At 71.0% G+C, this 15,713-nt stretch carries 12 protein-coding genes; 8 read left to right on the top strand and 4 right to left on the bottom strand.

Going from position 1 to position 15,713, the window contains the following annotated elements:
• Positions 1–54 precede the first annotated feature (54 nt).
• Together RBJ65_RS19205 and RBJ65_RS19200 are read left to right on the top strand one after the other, a co-directional pair.
• Complete coding sequence (locus RBJ65_RS19205) at positions 55–915, top strand: hypothetical protein (protein WP_306317418.1); 861 nt, start codon at positions 55–57, stop codon at positions 913–915.
• Positions 912–1,343 carry an RDD family protein gene (locus RBJ65_RS19200; RefSeq protein ID WP_306317417.1) on the top strand — a complete coding sequence of 144 codons (432 nt, stop codon included), beginning with the start codon at positions 912–914 and terminating at the stop codon, positions 1,341–1,343. Before RBJ65_RS19205 ends, RBJ65_RS19200 begins: the two co-directional genes overlap by 4 nt.
• On the opposite strand, the gene RBJ65_RS19195 is transcribed toward RBJ65_RS19200, so the two are convergent.
• Positions 1,334–2,740, bottom strand: coding sequence for an MFS transporter (locus tag RBJ65_RS19195; protein WP_372341204.1), 1,407 nt, complete (start codon positions 2,738–2,740; stop codon positions 1,334–1,336). The genes RBJ65_RS19200 and RBJ65_RS19195 overlap by 10 nt on opposite strands.
• 171 nt (positions 2,741–2,911) lie before the next feature.
• Between RBJ65_RS19195 and RBJ65_RS19190 the strand changes: the two genes are divergently transcribed.
• From RBJ65_RS19190 to RBJ65_RS19175, 4 genes are read left to right on the top strand one after another with little or no spacing between them, the layout of a single operon-like run.
• Complete coding sequence (locus RBJ65_RS19190) at positions 2,912–3,334, top strand: hypothetical protein (protein ID WP_306317415.1); 423 nt, start codon at positions 2,912–2,914, stop codon at positions 3,332–3,334.
• Positions 3,335–3,375: 41 nt separating this feature from the next.
• Positions 3,376–4,335 carry a polyphosphate kinase 2 family protein gene (locus RBJ65_RS19185; RefSeq protein ID WP_306317414.1) on the top strand — a complete coding sequence of 320 codons (960 nt, stop codon included), beginning with the start codon at positions 3,376–3,378 and terminating at the stop codon, positions 4,333–4,335.
• Positions 4,332–7,043 (top strand): HAD-IC family P-type ATPase, encoded by a 2,712-nt coding sequence (locus RBJ65_RS19180; RefSeq protein ID WP_306317413.1) that lies wholly within the window; start codon positions 4,332–4,334, stop codon positions 7,041–7,043. The genes RBJ65_RS19185 and RBJ65_RS19180 overlap by 4 nt, the downstream gene beginning before the upstream one ends.
• Before the next feature lie 7 nt (positions 7,044–7,050).
• A complete protein-coding gene (locus tag RBJ65_RS19175; RefSeq protein WP_306317412.1) occupies positions 7,051–8,760 on the top strand; it encodes a SulP family inorganic anion transporter in 1,710 nt (569 codons plus the stop codon).
• A 34-nt stretch (positions 8,761–8,794) separates the two neighbouring features.
• On the opposite strand, the gene RBJ65_RS19170 is transcribed toward RBJ65_RS19175, so the two are convergent.
• From RBJ65_RS19170 to RBJ65_RS19160, 3 genes are all read right to left on the bottom strand, one after another.
• Positions 8,795–10,270, bottom strand: coding sequence for an alpha-amylase family glycosyl hydrolase (locus RBJ65_RS19170; protein WP_306317411.1), 1,476 nt, complete (start codon positions 10,268–10,270; stop codon positions 8,795–8,797).
• Positions 10,271–10,275: 5 nt separating this feature from the next.
• Positions 10,276–12,957, bottom strand: coding sequence for a glucosidase (locus tag RBJ65_RS19165; protein ID WP_306317410.1), 2,682 nt, complete (start codon positions 12,955–12,957; stop codon positions 10,276–10,278).
• Positions 12,958–13,098: 141 nt separating this feature from the next.
• Positions 13,099–14,505, bottom strand: a complete 1,407-nt coding sequence (locus RBJ65_RS19160) for a hypothetical protein (RefSeq protein WP_306317409.1) — start codon at positions 14,503–14,505, stop codon at positions 13,099–13,101.
• A 145-nt stretch (positions 14,506–14,650) separates the two neighbouring features.
• Between RBJ65_RS19160 and RBJ65_RS19155 the strand changes: the two genes are divergently transcribed.
• Together RBJ65_RS19155 and RBJ65_RS19150 are read left to right on the top strand one after the other, a co-directional pair.
• On the top strand, positions 14,651–15,196 hold the full coding sequence (locus RBJ65_RS19155; protein ID WP_306317408.1) for a DUF1269 domain-containing protein: 546 nt from the start codon (positions 14,651–14,653) through the stop codon (positions 15,194–15,196).
• On the top strand, positions 15,196–15,681 hold the full coding sequence (locus RBJ65_RS19150) for a DUF1269 domain-containing protein (protein ID WP_306317407.1): 486 nt from the start codon (positions 15,196–15,198) through the stop codon (positions 15,679–15,681). Before RBJ65_RS19155 ends, RBJ65_RS19150 begins: the two co-directional genes overlap by 1 nt.
• Positions 15,682–15,713: the final 32 nt, after the last annotated feature.

The following is a 15,713-nucleotide window of genomic DNA, read 5'->3' as shown; positions in this document are numbered from 1 at the left end:
CGGAGGATGCCGGGCGCGCAGCGCGCTGCTTCGGTCGCGGAATGGGTGAACGGAATGGGTGAGGTGGACGCGGAGGGCGCCGTGGCGGTCGTCGGCCGGGTGGCGCGGGGTGTGTTCGGTGCGCTGGGGGCGGTGCCACGACTGGTGATTCGCCGGTCGGTCGGTGTGGTGCTCGACTGCGTGGACCTGGACGAGGTGGTCGCGCGCGTCGACGTGAACCGGATCGCCGACCGGGTCGATGTCGAGCGGGTGGCGGATCGGGTGGATGTGAACCGGGTGGCGGATCGGGTGAACGTGGACCGGGTCGCCGATCGGGTGGACGTGGATCGTGTCGCGGACCGGGTGGATGTGGACCGGGTTGCGGCGCGAGTGGATGTGGACCGGGTTGCCGATCGGGTTGATGTCGATCGGGTTGCCGACCGCGTAGACGTCGACCGCGTGGCCAACCGCGTCGATGTGGACCGGGTTGCCGACCGGGTCGATGTGGACCGCGTCGCCGATCGCGTGGACGTCGACCGTGTGGCCAGCCGCGTCGATGTGGACCGCGTCGCCGACCGCGTGGACGTCGACCGTGTGGCTGATCGCGTCGATGTGGATCGGGTTGCCGAGCGCGTCGACGTCGACCGGGTCGCCGACCGCATAGACGTCGACCGCATCGCCGCCCGGATTGACGTCGACGCCATCCTTGCCCGGTTCGATCTTGTGGGGCTCACCCGTGGGGTGTTGCGGGAGATTGATCTTGGGCGGATCGTGCGGGACACCGGGGGAGGGCTCACCGTGGAGGTGGTGGATGCGGTGCGGGTGCTGGGGCAGCGGGGGGACCGGGGGGTCAACCGGTTCGCCGACCGGTTGTTGCGGCGTGTCGGGCCTCCCGGTGAGCTCCTCGATGAGCCCCTCGACGAGCGTTCGCCGTGAGTGCGGGGCGCGCTGCCGGGATTGTTTCGCGTGGTGTCGCCGCTCTCGTCGACGCGCTCGTGCTGGCCGTCGTCGGGCTCGTCGTCGAGGTGGGGGCCGCGTGTGCGCGGTTCATGGTGGTCGGGCCGCCGTTCCGGTTGCCGGATGTGCCCAACTGGGTGTCCGGGCCGGTGGGTTGGGGGTTGGCCGTGTGTTATCTCGGGGGGTCGTGGGTGGCGATGGGGGCCACGCCGGGCGGCCGGTTGATGGGGGTGTGCGTGACGGATCGGGTGGGGCGGCGGCTGAGGATCGTACGGGCGCTCGCGCGGGCGGCGTTGTCCGTGAGCTTTCCGTTGGGGCTGCTGTGGATACCGTTCAGCAGGCGGCGCGCGGCGGTGCAGGACCTGGTGGTGCGGACCACGGTGACGTACGACCGCGGCTACGAGTGATCCGGGGCCGGTGGTGTGTGCGGCAGCAGCGCCGCCGCGCCGAGGCCGCCGAGGCCGATGGCGGCGAGGACCACCAGCGCCACCGCGTACGGGCCGACGGCCGGGTCCGCCACGAGGATCGTGCCCGCGAGCGCCGTGCCCACCGAGGAGCCGAGGTTGGAGACGCTGCGGGAGAGGCCGGAGATCTCGCCCTGGAGGTCTTCGGGGAAGCTGGACTGCACGACGTTCACGGACGGTGTCAGCATCACGCCGAGGCCCAGGCCGATGAGGAGCAGCCCGGGCGTGGACGTCCACGCCTTCGGGGAGCCGTGCGCCATGGCCAGGAGGAGGCCGATCCCGCACACGGTGACGGCGAAGCCCGCCATGACGAGGGTGCGTTGCTCGCGGCGCCTCGCGAACCGTTCCGCGGCCAGCGAGCTGATGAGCAGGCCCACGGTCGACGCGGTGAAGATGACGCCGGTGCCGATGGCGTCGTAGCCGCGTACGACCTGGAGGTACGTGGCGACGACGAACGACACCCCCATGAGGATCAGCCACTGGGTGTGCTGCGTGATCAGGCCGAGGTTCGAGGTGCGGTCGCGGAACAGGCCGGTGGGGAGGAGGGGTTGGGCGCCGGTGCGCTCCCGCCTGCGTACCCAGCGGAAGAACGCCAGGAGGACCAGCGCGCCGATCAGGAGGAGCGCGCCCATGAGCCAGGCGTTGTCGTCCGCCGCGAGGATGCCGAGGACCACGAGGACGAGTCCGGTCGCCGACAGGATCGCGCCCACCGTGTCGAAGTCGAGGTCCGGGTCGGCGGGCAGCGGATCGTGGAGCCGGCGGCCCAGCACGATGATGACGGCGATCACCGCCGCCTGGAAGACGAACGCCGCGCGCCAGCTGATCGCCGACGTGATCAGCCCGCCCAGGAGGGGCCCGGTCGCGGCGCCGATGCCGCCCATCGCCATGATCGCACCGAACGCCCTTGCCCTGCTGGTCACTTCGGTGAACAGGAGGGTGGTGAGGATGTAGACCGGGGGGATGAGCAGGGCGGTGCCGATGCCCTCCAGGATCGAGTTGCCGAGGATGAGGACACCGAGGCCGGGGGCCGCCGCGCTGAGCAGCGCCCCCACGCCGTAGATCGCGAGCCCGAGGCCGAGGCAGCGCTTGCGGCCGTAGCGGTCGGCGAGGATGCCGCCGGGGATCATCAGCGCCGCCATCACCAGCAGGAACACCGTGATGGCCGTCTGTACGCCCTGCACAGTGGTGTCCAGGTCCTCGCTGATGTCCTGGATCATCACGTTCATGTTCGAGCCGGCGAAGCTGCAGATGAACTGGGCGAGGGCGAGCGGCGCGAGGATGCGGCGCCGCCGGGCGCGGCTCTCGGTGCCGGGCGCCTGTGGGGTGCTTGCCACGCTCATCGCCTCGCTTCCGCCGACCGCCCCGACCCCCGTCAGCCTCCGGGTGTGGCCGAGTGCGGGCGTCACCCCCGGAGGGTGACGCCCCTCGCGGGCCCGGGAACAACACTCGGCCCCACAGCGGTGCCGCTTGGGCACCCTGCTCTGGCCTTTCTCTAGCTTGGGGGTCCTGTGATGGCCACCTCGACCACTTCGCGGCACGGCATGGGCAGCGCGAAAGAAGCGGCCGCCGGCGGGCTGACGATCTTCGCGGCGGTGATGCTCTTCATCGCGGGCACCATGGACTTCTGCCGCGGCCTGATGGCGGTTCTGGAGGACAAGGTGTTCCTCAACACCCGTGACTACACCTTCGAGTTCGACCTCACGGCCTGGGGCTGGATCCACCTGATCCTCGGCGCGGTCGCCGTCGTCGTCAGCTTCGGCCTCTTCGTCGCGGTGAAGTGGGCCAGGATCCTCGGCGTGGTCCTCGCCGCGCTCATCATGATCGGCAACTTCCTGTCCATCCCGTACTACCCGTTCTGGTCCCTGACCCTGATCGCGATCGACGCGCTGGTGATCTGGGGCCTGTGCGTCGTGAAGCGCGACACCGTGTACTGATCGGCCGTGTACTGACCGACCGTGTACTGACCGGGGGCCTCATGAAGGACGGACGGGCGCGGCAGAAGTGGATCGCCGATTTCATCGCCCCCCTGCGGGTGGAGCCCGGCACGAAGGTGCACCTGTCCAAGGACTTCGACCCCGCACGCAAGTCGGGGCTGAAGAACAAGCGGCAGGGCCAGGAGCTGCTGCGCGAGGGCGTCGCCCTGCTCGCCGACCACCAGCGCAGGCTGGCCGCCGAGGGCACCCACGGAGTGCTGCTGTGCCTCCAGGCCCTCGACGCCGGCGGCAAGGACGGCATGATCCGGCACGTCATGAGCGGCGTGAACCCGCAGGGCGTGCGCGTGGCCGGCTTCAAGGTGCCCTCGCACGACGAGCTGAGCCACGACTATCTGTGGCGCTACACGTGCGCGCTGCCCCGCCGCGGCGAGATCGGCATCTTCAACCGCTCCCACTACGAAGAGGTGCTCGTGGTGCGGGTGCACCCCGAACTCCTCGCCCGCCAGCGGATTCCCGGGCGGGCGCGGAGCGGGAAGCCGCTGTGGCGGCGCCGCTACCGCGAGATCAACGAGTGGGAGCGGTATCTGACGGACAACGGGTTCCGGGTCGTGAAGCTGTTCCTGAACCTGTCCAAGGAGGAGCAGCGCGTCCGCTTCCTCAAGCGCATCGACGTACCGGAGCGGAACTGGAAGTTCTCGGCGGCGGACGCGCGCGAGCGCGCCCGGTGGGACGACTACCAGGAGGCGTTCGAAGACATGCTGTCCGCGACGAGCACGTCCTGGGCCCCGTGGTACGTCGTCCCGGCGGACCACAAGTGGTACGCGCGGATCTGTGCGGCGGCCGTGCTCGCCCACACCCTCATGGACATCGATCCGCGCTACCCGGTCGTCGGGGCCGAGGCCCGGAGCGAACTGGAGCTGGAGAAGGAGAAGTTGGAGGAGGAGGCGCCTGCCGGGGCCGCCGCAGACCCGTACGCGGCCGGACGGCGGCGGGCCCGGTGACCGCCGCCGCGACCGGCGGCCCCGGCGCCCCACCGGCCCACCTCTGGTACGCCGAGCCCGTGGACTCGGTGGCCCGCGCGCTCGGCGTCGACCCGGCCGCGGGACTCGACACCGCGCGGGCCACTCGGCGGCGGGCCGAGGACGGTCCCAACGCGCTGCCAGAGGAGCGCCCTGTACCGGTGCTGCGCCGGATCCTCGGCCAGTTCACCTCGTACATGCAGCTCATCCTCGTGGCGTCCGCGATCGTGTCGCTCGCCATCCAGGAGTGGGGCACGGCCGTGGTGCTGCTCGCCCTGTCCGTCGTCAACGCCGTCATCGGCCTGCGTCAGGAGGGCAAGGCGGACAGCGCCATGAACGCCCTCAAGGCGATGACGAAGGCGACCGCGCGGGTGCGACGGGACGGCAAGGAGGCCGAGATCCCCGCCGAGGACGTGGTCGTCGGGGACGTCGTGCTGCTCGCGGCGGGCGACGAGGTACCGGCCGACGGCCGTCTCGTCGCCGCGACGGCGCTGCAGATCGACGAGTCGGCGCTCACCGGCGAGAGCGTCCCGGTCGCCAAGGACGTCCGCGCGATACGGGAACCGGGCGGGGAGTTGGGGCCCGCCGACCAGAGCGACATGGCGTTCATGACCACTCCGGTGACGCACGGCAGCGGTCTGCTGATCGTCACCGCGACCGGAGCGGGCACCGAACTCGGCCGGATTTCCGGCATGTTGACGACGACGCGGCGCGAAATGTCGCCGCTGTCCAAGGAGTTGAACCGTCTGACGCTGTGGATCGTGGGGGCGGCCGCGCTCACCATGGTCGTGATGTTCGCGCTCGGCCGGGGCCGCGACGAGCCCTGGGACGCGCTGTTCGTCAGCGCGGTGTCCCTCGCCATCGCCGCCGTTCCCGAGGCGCTGCCCACGGTCACCCAGACCATCCTCTCCCTCGGCGGGCTCGACCTCGCCAAGCGCAACGCCATCGTCAAGGACCTGCCGTCCGTGGAGACACTCGGCTTCACCTCGGCCGTGAACTCCGACAAGACCGGCACCCTGACGATGAATCAGATGACGGTCGTCGAGGTCGTCGACGCCTTCGACCGGTACACCGTCTCCGGCACCGGCTACGCCCTGGAGGGCCGCGTCCACCACGCCGCGGGCAGCTCGCCCGGCATCGAGGACGCGATCCTGCCGTACCTCGTCGCCAGCGACGCCTCGCTCGTCGACAGCGAAGTGGTCGGCGACCCCACCGAGGGCGCGCTCCTCGTGCTCGGCCACAAGGCGGGCCTCGACGTCGCCGCGACCCGGGAGCGGCTGCCCCGGATCGCCACGCTGCCGTTCGACCCCGCGTACAAACTCATGGCCACCTTCCATGCGGCGCACGACGGGCAGGGTCGGCCCGTCGTGCGCTGCTTCGTCAAGGGCGCGGCGCCCGCCGTCCTCGCGCGCACGACCACGGCCCTCTCCGGCGGCGCGGGCATCGCCTTCGACGCCGAGCTGCGCGGCCGGGCCGACGCCGAGGTCGAGCGGATGGAGCGCGCGGGCCGCCGGGTGATGGCCGCGGCGACGCGCGACCTGGACCCCGCGGGCTTCACCCCGGACGGCGATCTGCTCTCCCTCGTACGGGAATTGAGGGTCACGAGCCTCGTCGGCATGGTCGACCCGCCGCGCCCCGAGTCGAAGGACGCCGTGGCCGCAGCGCAGGCCGCCCACATTCGCGTACGCATGGTGACAGGCGACGACGTGATCACCGGAGCGGCGATCGCCGAGCAGATCGGGATCGGCGGCGAGGCGATCCTCGGCGCCGAGTTCGCGGCGCTGCCCGAGGAGGAGCGGCTCGCCCGCATCGACGGGATCGGTGTCGTGGGGCGGGTGGCGCCCGAGCACAAGGTGCTGCTCGCCGAGACGCTGAAGAAGAACGGTGACGTGGTCGCCATGACCGGCGACGGCGTCAACGACGCGCCCGCCATCAAGGCCGCCGACATCGGCGTCGCCATGGGATCGGGCACGGAGGTCGCCAAGAACGCCGGGCGGATGATCCTGTCCGACGACAACTTCGCGACGATCATCCACGCCGTCGAGCAGGGCCGGAAGATCTACGACAACCTCACCAAGTACATCCGCTTCGTGCTGATCCTGCTGGTCGTGTTCGTGCTTACCTTCCTCGGGGCCTCGCTGTTCGACATCGCGGACGCGGAGCCGTTCAACCCGGCGCAGGTGCTGTGGATCCACTTCGTCGTCAACGCCGCCTTCGGCTTCTCACTCGGCTTCGACAAGGTCGGCGCCGGGCTCATGACGCGGCGGCCGCGGCCGCGCGGCGAACCGGTGATGACGCCGCCGCTGATGCTCACGGTGGGGCTCGCGGGGGCGGGCGTCGCGGTGGCGCTGCTGAGCCTCATCAAGCTCGGCGAGGCGCGCTACGACAGCGTCCGCATCGGCAACTCCATCGCGTTCGCGGCGTTCGCGCTCTGCCTGATCGTGGCGGCGGTCGAGTGCCGCAGCCAGACCGGGACCGCGCTCACCGTCGACACCTTCGACAGCAAGCAGCTCAACTGGACGATGCTCGCCGAGTTCGTGCTCGCCGTGCTCGTCACGCAGACCGACGCCTTCAACCGGCTCCTCGACACCGTGCCGCTCAGCATCGGCCAGTTCGGCTGGGCGCTGCTGCCGGCGCTCGCGCTCCTCGCGCTGTGGGAGCTGGGCAAGCTGATCGCCCGGCGGAGGTGAGCCGGCGGTGCGGCTGAACTCCCTGCCGGTGCCGCCCGGTGTCCGGACCCTGCGCGACTACCGGCGTTCCTGGCTGGTCAAGGACCTCGTCGCGGGCGTCGTCCTGACCACGCTGCTGGTGCCGCAGGGCATGGCGTACGCGGAGCTGGCGGGGCTGCCCGCGATCACCGGCCTCTATACGTCGGTGCTGTGCCTGCTCGCGTACGCCGTCGCGGGGCCTTCGAGGATTCTGGTGCTCGGGCCGGACTCCTCGCTCGGGCCGATGATCGCGGCGACGGTGCTGCCGCTGGTCGCGTCGGGCGGGGACAGCGGGCGCGCCGTCGCCCTCGCGTCCGTACTCGCCCTGATGGTCGGCGCGATCACGATCCTGGCGGGGGTGGCGCGGCTCGGCTTCATCGCGGACCTCATCTCCAAGCCGACGATGATCGGCTACATGAACGGCCTCGCCCTGACCATCCTCGTCGGCCAGCTGCCGAAGCTGTTCGGGTTCTCGGTGGACGCGGACGGGCTGGTGGAGGAAGTGCGGGCTGTCGTACGGGAGTTGGGGGAGGGGGCGGCGGTTCCGGCGGCGGTCGGGGTGGGGGCCGGCTGCATCGCGCTCATCCTCGTGTTGCAGCGGCTGCTGCCGAAGGTGCCGGCCGTGCTCGTGATGGTGGTGCTCGCCATCGGCGCGACGGTCGCGTTCGATCTCGGGGAGCACGGGGTGAAGCTGGTCGGGCGGCTGCCGGAGGGGCTGCCGCCGTTCACCGTGCCCGATGTGCGGTGGGACGACCTCGGGCCGCTGTTCGTCGGCGCGTTGGGGATCGCCCTGGTGTCCCTCGCCGACACCATCTCCAACGCCTCCGCGTTCGCCGCCCGAAGCGGCCAGGAGGTGCGCGGCAACGACGAGATGATCGCCATCGGCGCCGCGAACGCTGCGGCGGGGCTGTTCCAGGGGTTCCCCGTGAGTACGAGCGGGTCGCGGACGGCCGTCGCCGAACGGGCCGGTGCGCGCACGCAGTTGACGGGGCTCGTGGGGGCGGCGCTGATCCTGCTGATGCTCGTCCTGCTGCCGGGGCTGTTCCGGAACCTGCCGCAGCCCGCGCTCGCCGCCGTCGTCATCACGGCGTCGCTGTCGCTCGCCGACCTGTCGGGTACGGCGCGGCTGTGGCGGCAGCGCAAGGCCGAGTTCTGGCTGTGCGTGGCCGCGTTCCTGGGGGTCGCGCTGCTCGGGGTGCTGCCGGGGATCGCGGTCGCGGTGGGGCTTTCGATTCTGAATGTGTTCCGGCGGGCGTGGTGGCCGTACAGCACCGTGCTGGGGCGGGTGCCGGGACTTGAGGGCTACCACGACGTGCGCTCGCATCCCGACGCGCGGCTCCTGCCGGGCCTCGTGCTGCTGCGCTTCGACGCGCCGCTGTTCTTCGCCAACGCGAAGTCCTTCCGGGACGAGGTGCGGGCGGCGGTGCGGGAGGCGGTCGAGCCGCGGTGCGTGGTGGTGGCGGCGGAGCCGATCACGGACGTCGACACGACGGCGGCGGATGTGCTGGAGGAACTTCACGAGGCGCTGCGCGGGCGGGGTGTTGAGCTGGTGTTCGCCGAGATGAAGGATCCGGTGAGGGGGAAGGTGGAGCGGTACGGGTTGGGGCGGATGTTTGGGGCGGGGGCGTTCTATCCCACGGTGGAGAGTGCGGTGGAGGCGTTTCGGGTGCGGGCCGAATCAAGCCCCTCCGGCGATTGAGGAGCGGGGTCCGGGGCAGAGCCCCGGGACCGTGTCACACCTCCGCCGACAACAGATGCGACCCCCACGCCGGCAGGTCCACGTACAGGCCGGTGTCCAGGATTTCCTCGCCGGAGCGTTCGTACTGGTCCGTGCCGAGGAGGCTGGTCAACTGCCAGAGGCCACGGCCGAGTTCCGGCCAGGGGAGGTGGACGCGGCCCTGGGACGGGTGGTCGGAGAGGTTGACCACGGTCGCGAAGTGGCCGGCGGGGCCCGTCCAGCAGGAGGCGATCAGGGACGCGGCCGAGGCGTTGTCCGGCCAGCCGACGCAGTCGACCATGCGCCAGGCACCCGTACGCATGCCGCTGTGGTGGACGCCGGACAACAGGCGTTCGTGGAAGGAGCGCAGGTCGTCGTCCGGGGGCTCGTCGGGGCGGCGGTCGAGGAAGACCGGGAGCTGGACCCGGCGGCCGGTGAACTGGCCCTCGTGCCAGAGGGTGGCGCCCGGGAGCGTGGCGATCAGGGTGGCCGCCGCGCGTTCCTTGGCCGGGTCCATGGTGTGTGCGGCGCGGGGCTCGTCGTGGTTCTCCAGGAAGCGGACGAGGCGCCGCTGGTAGGTCTCGTCGGCGTGCAGGTGGGCGCGGACGGACGCGGCGTCGTGGTCGAGGATCCGGTCGTAGAGGCGCTTGTCGTAGCAGAAGTCGAAGCCCTGCTGCTGGAGGGCCCATTCGAGGTCCCAGTACGCCTCCGCCGCGAAGAGCATCTCCGGGTGCTGGTGGCGGACGGAGGTGATGATCTGCGTCCAGAACTCCTCCGCGGGGCGGTTTCCGGCCCGTTCGCCCCAGGTCCGTTCGAAGACGTCGTTGGTCATCAGCATCGCCATGTCGCAGCGCACCCCGTCGCAGAACCGGCCGATGTGGTCCAGGATCTCCACGGTGGAGTGCCGCAACTCCGGTGTGTAAGCGTTGAGTTGGACGACGTCGGGCCAGGGCGGGAAGAACGGGTCGCGGCCCCGGGCCAGTACCGCGCGTCCCGTGTCGAGGAAGCCGTCCGGGTCGCGGCGCAGGTCGTCGGAGTCGCCGCGGACGAAGAGTTCCGGGTGCTCGCCCACCCACGGATTGTCGGGGGCGACGTGGTTCGGCACATAGTCGAGCAGCAGCCCGACGCCGCGGCGGTCGAGTTCGGCGCGCGCCGCGACCAGGCCCATGGCCCCGCCGAGCGCCCCGTCCACCTCGTAGCGGCGCACGCAGTACGGGGAGCCCGCGATGTCGTCGTCGGAGATGCCGGGGACCGCGCGCTCGAAGGCGGCGCGCAGCGAGGGGTTGCGCAGCGCGATGGCGCGGCCTTCCGGGCTGCGTTCCCAGACGCCCATCAGCCAGACGGCGTCGACCCCGTCCGGGGTGATCTCGTCCCAGACGTCCTTCGGTACGTCCGCGAGGCCGAGTTCGCGGCCGAGCCGCCGCCCCGTCTCCCGCAGCCAGACCCGGGTGTTGACCTCGTGGATCACGGGCTGTGCCGGCAGTGCGGCCATCGCTGCTACCTCCTCGCGGCCCGCGGCCGGAAGGCGTCGGGGCCGAGGGTGCCGAAGATCTTCATGAGGGCGGCGACCAGGCCCGTCCACCCGGTCTGGTGCGAGGCGCCGATGCCGGCGCCGTTGTCGCCGTGGAAGTACTCGTAGAACGAGACGAGGTCGCGCCAGTGCGGATCGTCGCGGAAGAGGGGCTGGCCGCCGTAGACCGGGCGGTGGCCGTCCGCGTCGCGCAGGAAGATCCGGGTGAGGCGGGCGGAGATGTCCTCCGCGACCTCGAAGAGGTTCTTGCGGACCCCGGATCCCGTCGGGCACTCGACGGTGAGCTCGTCGCCGTAGAAGCCGTACAGGTGCAGCAGGGAGCGGATGACGAGGACGTTCATCGGCAGCCACACCGGGCCGCGCCAGTTGGAGTTGCCGCCGAACATGCCGGTGTCGGACTCGGCGGGCAGATAGCCGACCTTGTACTCGTCGCCGTGCACCCAGAACGTGTACGGGTGCTCCGCGTGGTGCCGGGACAGCGCCCGGATTCCGTACGGGCTGAGGAACTCGTCCTCCGACAGGACCCGCGACAGGACGCGGACCAGCTTCTTCTCGTCCACGACCGACAACAGCCGCGGGCCGCCCGCCTGTCCGGCCTGCGCCTGCGACAGCGTCACTGAAAGGGACGGGTGGCGGGCCGCGAAGCGCCGCAGGCGGTCGCCGAGGCCGGAGAGCCGCTCCAGCTGCTGCGGCTGGAAGACGGTGGACGCGCACAGCGGGAGCAGGCCGACCATGGAGCGGACCTTCAGGCGCTCCGCGTGGCCGTCGGGCAGCCGCAGCACGTCGTAGAAGAAGCCGTCCTCCTCGTCCCAGAGTTCGTCGCCGAGGTCACCGACGCGGTCCATGGACGCGGCGATCCAGAGGTAGTGCTCGACGAATTTCAGGACCATCTCGTCGTACGTCTCGTCGTGCTCGACGAGTTCGAGGGCGATCTGCAGCATCGACTGGCAGTACAGCGCCATCCACGCCGTGCCGTCCGCCTGCTCCAGAGAACCGCCGGTGGGAAGGGGTGCGCTGCGGTCGAAGACGCCGATGTTGTCGAGGCCGAGGAAGCCGCCCTGAAACACATTGCGGCCACTGGGGTCCTTGCGGTTGACCCACCACGTGAAGTTCGTGAGCAGCTTCTGGAAGGTGCGCTCCAGGAACGCGTGGTCCGCGTGTCCTGTCGTCTCCTTCTCCACCGTGTAGACGAAGTACGCGGCCCACGCGTGCACCGGCGGGTTCACATCGCCGAAGCTCCACTCGTAGGCGGGGATCTGCCCGTTGGGGTGCAAGTACGAGTCCCGCAGCAGGAGTTCGAGCTGCTGCTTGGCGAAGTCGAGGTCGACGACGGACAGGGCCACCGCGTGGAAGGCGAGGTCCCAGGCCGCGAACCACGGGTACTCCCACTTGTCCGGCATCGACACGACGTCGTCGCTGACCATGTGGAACCACTCGCGGTTGCGGATGCCGGGGCGCGGCATGCTCCACGGCGTCAGATCGTGCTCGGCCAGCCATGTCTCCAGGTCGAAGGCGTAGTACTGCTTGGACCACAGCATCCCGGCGAGCGCCTGGCGCAGCACCCGCGCCTCGTCCTCGCTCGCGCCCTTCGGCGTCAACTCGGCGTAGAACGCGTCCGCTTCGGCGATCCGGTCCCGCAGCACCGTGTCGAAACCGCGCGCCAGATTGAGCTGGGCACCGGCGGGTCCGAGACGCAGCCGCAACGTCTCGGACCCGCCGGCGGGCACGGTGAGTGTGTGGTGGGCGGCGGCCTTGGTGCCCTCCTGCGCCGGGTTGACGGTGTGCGGCTCGCCCTCGACGATGTGGCGGCCGATGCCGTCCTTGACGTACGGGGTGTCGCTCGCCGTGCCGAACAGGCGCGCCTTGTCGGTCTCGTTCTCCGTGAACAGCAGCTCGGGGGCGCCGCCGCAGCGCAGGTCGTAGCTGCCGAGCTCCGGGTGGTCGGCGCGGATCGTGCTGGTCGAGCGCGGGCTCTCGGCCGCCCGCAGCCGGGGCCTCGGGGCGTCGGCTGCGTGCTCGCCCCACGACCATGTGTTGCGGAACCACAGCGTGGGCAGCACGTGCAGCGTCGCCTCGTCCGGGCCCCGGTTGTCGACGGTGATCCGCATCAGGATGTCGTCGTGGTCCGCCTTCGCGTACTCCACCGTCACGTCGAAGTACCGGTGCTCGGCGAAGACGCCCGTGTCGAGCAGCTCGTACTCGAACTCCTGCCGGGAGCGCGCCCCGTTGACGGCGACGAGGTCGTTGTACGGGTACTCGGCCTGCGGGTACTTGTACAGGTACTTCAGGTACGAGTGGCTGGGGGTGGCGTCGAGGTAGAAGTAGTACTCCTTGACGTCCTCGCCGTGGTTGCCCTCCTGGTTGGTCAGGCCGAAGGCGCGCTCCTTGAGGATCGGGTCGCGGCCGTTCCACAGGGCGACCGCCAGGCACAGCCGCTGCTTCTCGTCGCAGAGGCCGCCGAGACCGTCCTCGCCCCATCGGTAGGCGCGCGACCGGGCGTGGTCGTGCGGGAAGTACGACCACGCGTCGCCGCCGGGGCTGTAGTCCTCGCGCACCGTCCCCCACTGCCGCTCGCTCAGGTACGGGCCCCACAGGCGGGAGCGTCCGGCTCCGTCGCTGGTCGGGCCGATGCGCGGCTGCGACTTCATGTGTCCTCCCAGTACCCTCGCCGTGCCTTGTGTCGCGGTCCTCCGGTGTCGCGGTCGCGGGGCTCTGCCCCCGGGCCCCGCGCCTCAATCTCCCCCGGCTAACGCTGGGAGGTGCCCCCTGCGGGGCTTGAGATAGGCGGCTCAGCCCGGGGCGCCAGTCTCGGCAGGGGGGCGAGGGGGCGCCTCACCTTCCGGGGGTGAGCTCCCCTCGCGGGCCGCGAGCGTGACGGCGATCTCGTACGCGGCCAGCAGCACGCCGACGACGAGCAGCCCGGTCCACGACGACAGCAGGATCGACACCAGGGCGGCGAGGACGGCGCCGCCGACGCGCAGCGCGTCCGCGTGCCGGGCGATCCAGGGCCGCAACTGCTGGTTCCCGCCGATCTGTTGGCCCGCCTTCGCGATTCCGTGGCCGGTGGCGCGGGCGCCCTGCACCGTCCAGCCGCGCAGCGCCTTCGGGAGCCGTCCCGGGCCGACCAGGTAGCAGAGGGCGGCGATGCCGACGCCGAGCCACAGGAGCTGGTCGCCTCGTTCCCGCAGCGTCGTGAAGACGGTCCACAGCGCCGAGCGCAGCCCCTCGCGGTAGACCCCTTCCGGCATCTGGCCCAGCAACTGGTCCCGCACGGCCCGCAGTACGGCGGTCAGCACGGTCACCGTCACCACCAGCCACAGACCGAACTGGAGGAGGGTCCGGCGGCGGTTCGGCGACACCCACAGGGACAGCGCGAGCAGGACAGGGACGCCGATCAGCAGGCCCACCAGGGCGCGCTTGAACAGCAGGACGGCGTCCTGGAGTTGGCCGAGTTCGTGGCGGTTGTAGAGGCGGATCTGGGCGAAGTCCTCCGGGAGGTCCTTGCCGATCGCGTTCTCGATCCGGTCGTGGAGGCCGGGCGGCAGCTCGCCGGAGGACAGCGCCGGCAGGTCGATCTTCTTGCCGAAGATGTCGGGGAGTTGGCCTTCGAGGGAGTTCAGCAGGTTGTTCACCACGGGCAGCAGGTTCAGCGTGACCGTGTCGCCCTTCACCTTCACGTTGTCGTTGCGGTTCTCCACGAGCGCGACCATCCGCTCGTGCGCGAACCGGTTCGTGGACCGCCACAGGTCCTGGAAGCGGTCCGTCGCGATCAGCGCCGAGATCTTCTCGCGCATGAAGTCGTGCACGGCCCCGGTCACCGGGCCCGCCAGGAACGCGGCGCGCGGCGGCAGCGCCTCCGACAGCCGCCGCTCCACGTCGAGTTGGTCGAAGATCTCGTCCGCGAGGTACTTGGACACCGCCGCGTTCACCTTCGGGTCCTCGGGCAGCGGGCCCACCGTCGCGATCCAGCGGTCCGTGTTCAGGGTGGTCCGCGACCCCCACACGCCGACGACGGAGGTCACCGCGAGCACCGCGACGAGCGCGACGAGCAGCGCGGCGATCGCGCGTCGCAGCGCGAACGTCCGGGCGTGGCGCCGCCGTTGAGTGCCCGCGCGGTCGCGCAGCACCTCGACCTCGGCGCGCAGTCGTTCCAGTTCCGCCCGCTCGTCGGGGCCGGTGGCCTCTTCATCGCTCATGGCACGGCACCTCCCGCGGCCAGCGTCGCCGCGCCCCGGAGCGCGTTGCTCACCTGCGACGGGTGACGCGCCCCGGCACGCGGCTCCGCTGTGATGCCCCTGGCCGGACGTCGAGGCCGAATGTCGAAGGCCGAAGGGAGACACCATGGCGGACATCGGACCGGTGCAGCTGATCACCATCGAGTTCGGGCCCGACGCCAAATTCGAGGGGCGCATCGTCGAGGAACTCGCGATCCTCGAGGCGAACGCCCAGATCCGCGTGCTCGACATGCTCTTCGTCGGCAAGGAGTCCGGTGGCGACCTGTTCACCCTCGACTTTCAGCAGGAGGGGATGGGCGAGACCGTCGCGGCGCTGCTCGGGATCCCCAGGGAGCGGCTCCGCGCGGTCCAGGAGACGTATCCGAGCCTGGCCGAGGGCCATGCGTTCGGCCTGACCACGAACGAGATCAGGGAGACCGCGGACTCGCTCGTCCCGGGCACCTCGGCGGCGTACATCCTGCTCGAACACGTCTGGGCGACGTATCTGCGCAGGGCCGTGCGGGACGCCGGCGGGGTGCCGGTCGCCGAGGGCTTCCTCACCGAGGAGGCGCTGCGGCCGGTGCTCGCCGAACTCGCCGCGGCGACCCAGCGCCTGGGCGGCCCTGCCGCCCCTTCCAAGCCCACCCCCGGAAATCGTCCCAGGAGGACCTGATGGCAGAACTCGTCGTACTCGGATTCTCGGACAAGGAAAAGGCCGAATCGGTGCTGCGCCTGGCCGGCGAGCTGTCCCGGCAGGAACTCCTCGAACTTGAGGACGCCGTGGTGGCCTGGCGCACCATGGACGGAAAGATGCACGTCCACCAGACGCACAGCACCACCGGAGTCGCCGCGGCCGGCGGCGCCCTGTGGGGCTCGCTGTTCGGGCTGCTCTTCCTGATGCCGGTGTTCGGCGCCGCCGTGGGCGCGGCCACCGGGGCCGTCGCGGGCAAGCTCTCCGACATCGGCATCAACGACGCCTTCGTCAAGGAGACCGCGCGCGCCCTCGAACCCGGCCGCGCCGCCGTCTTCGCGCTCGTCCGGCGCACCACGCCGGACCGGGTGCGCGAGGCGCTGCGCCCCTTCAACCCCACCGTGATCCACACCTCGCTCACGAAGGACCGCGAGGACGAACTGGTGGCGGCCCTCGTGGCCAAGTAGGCCAAGGAGTCGCCGGTCGTGCACCGGGCCCC

This window comes from Streptomyces sp. KL109B, assembly GCF_030766935.1.
Lineage (GTDB): Bacteria > Actinomycetota > Actinomycetes > Streptomycetales > Streptomycetaceae > Streptomyces.
This window is presented reverse-complemented; position numbering and strand designations above follow the sequence as displayed.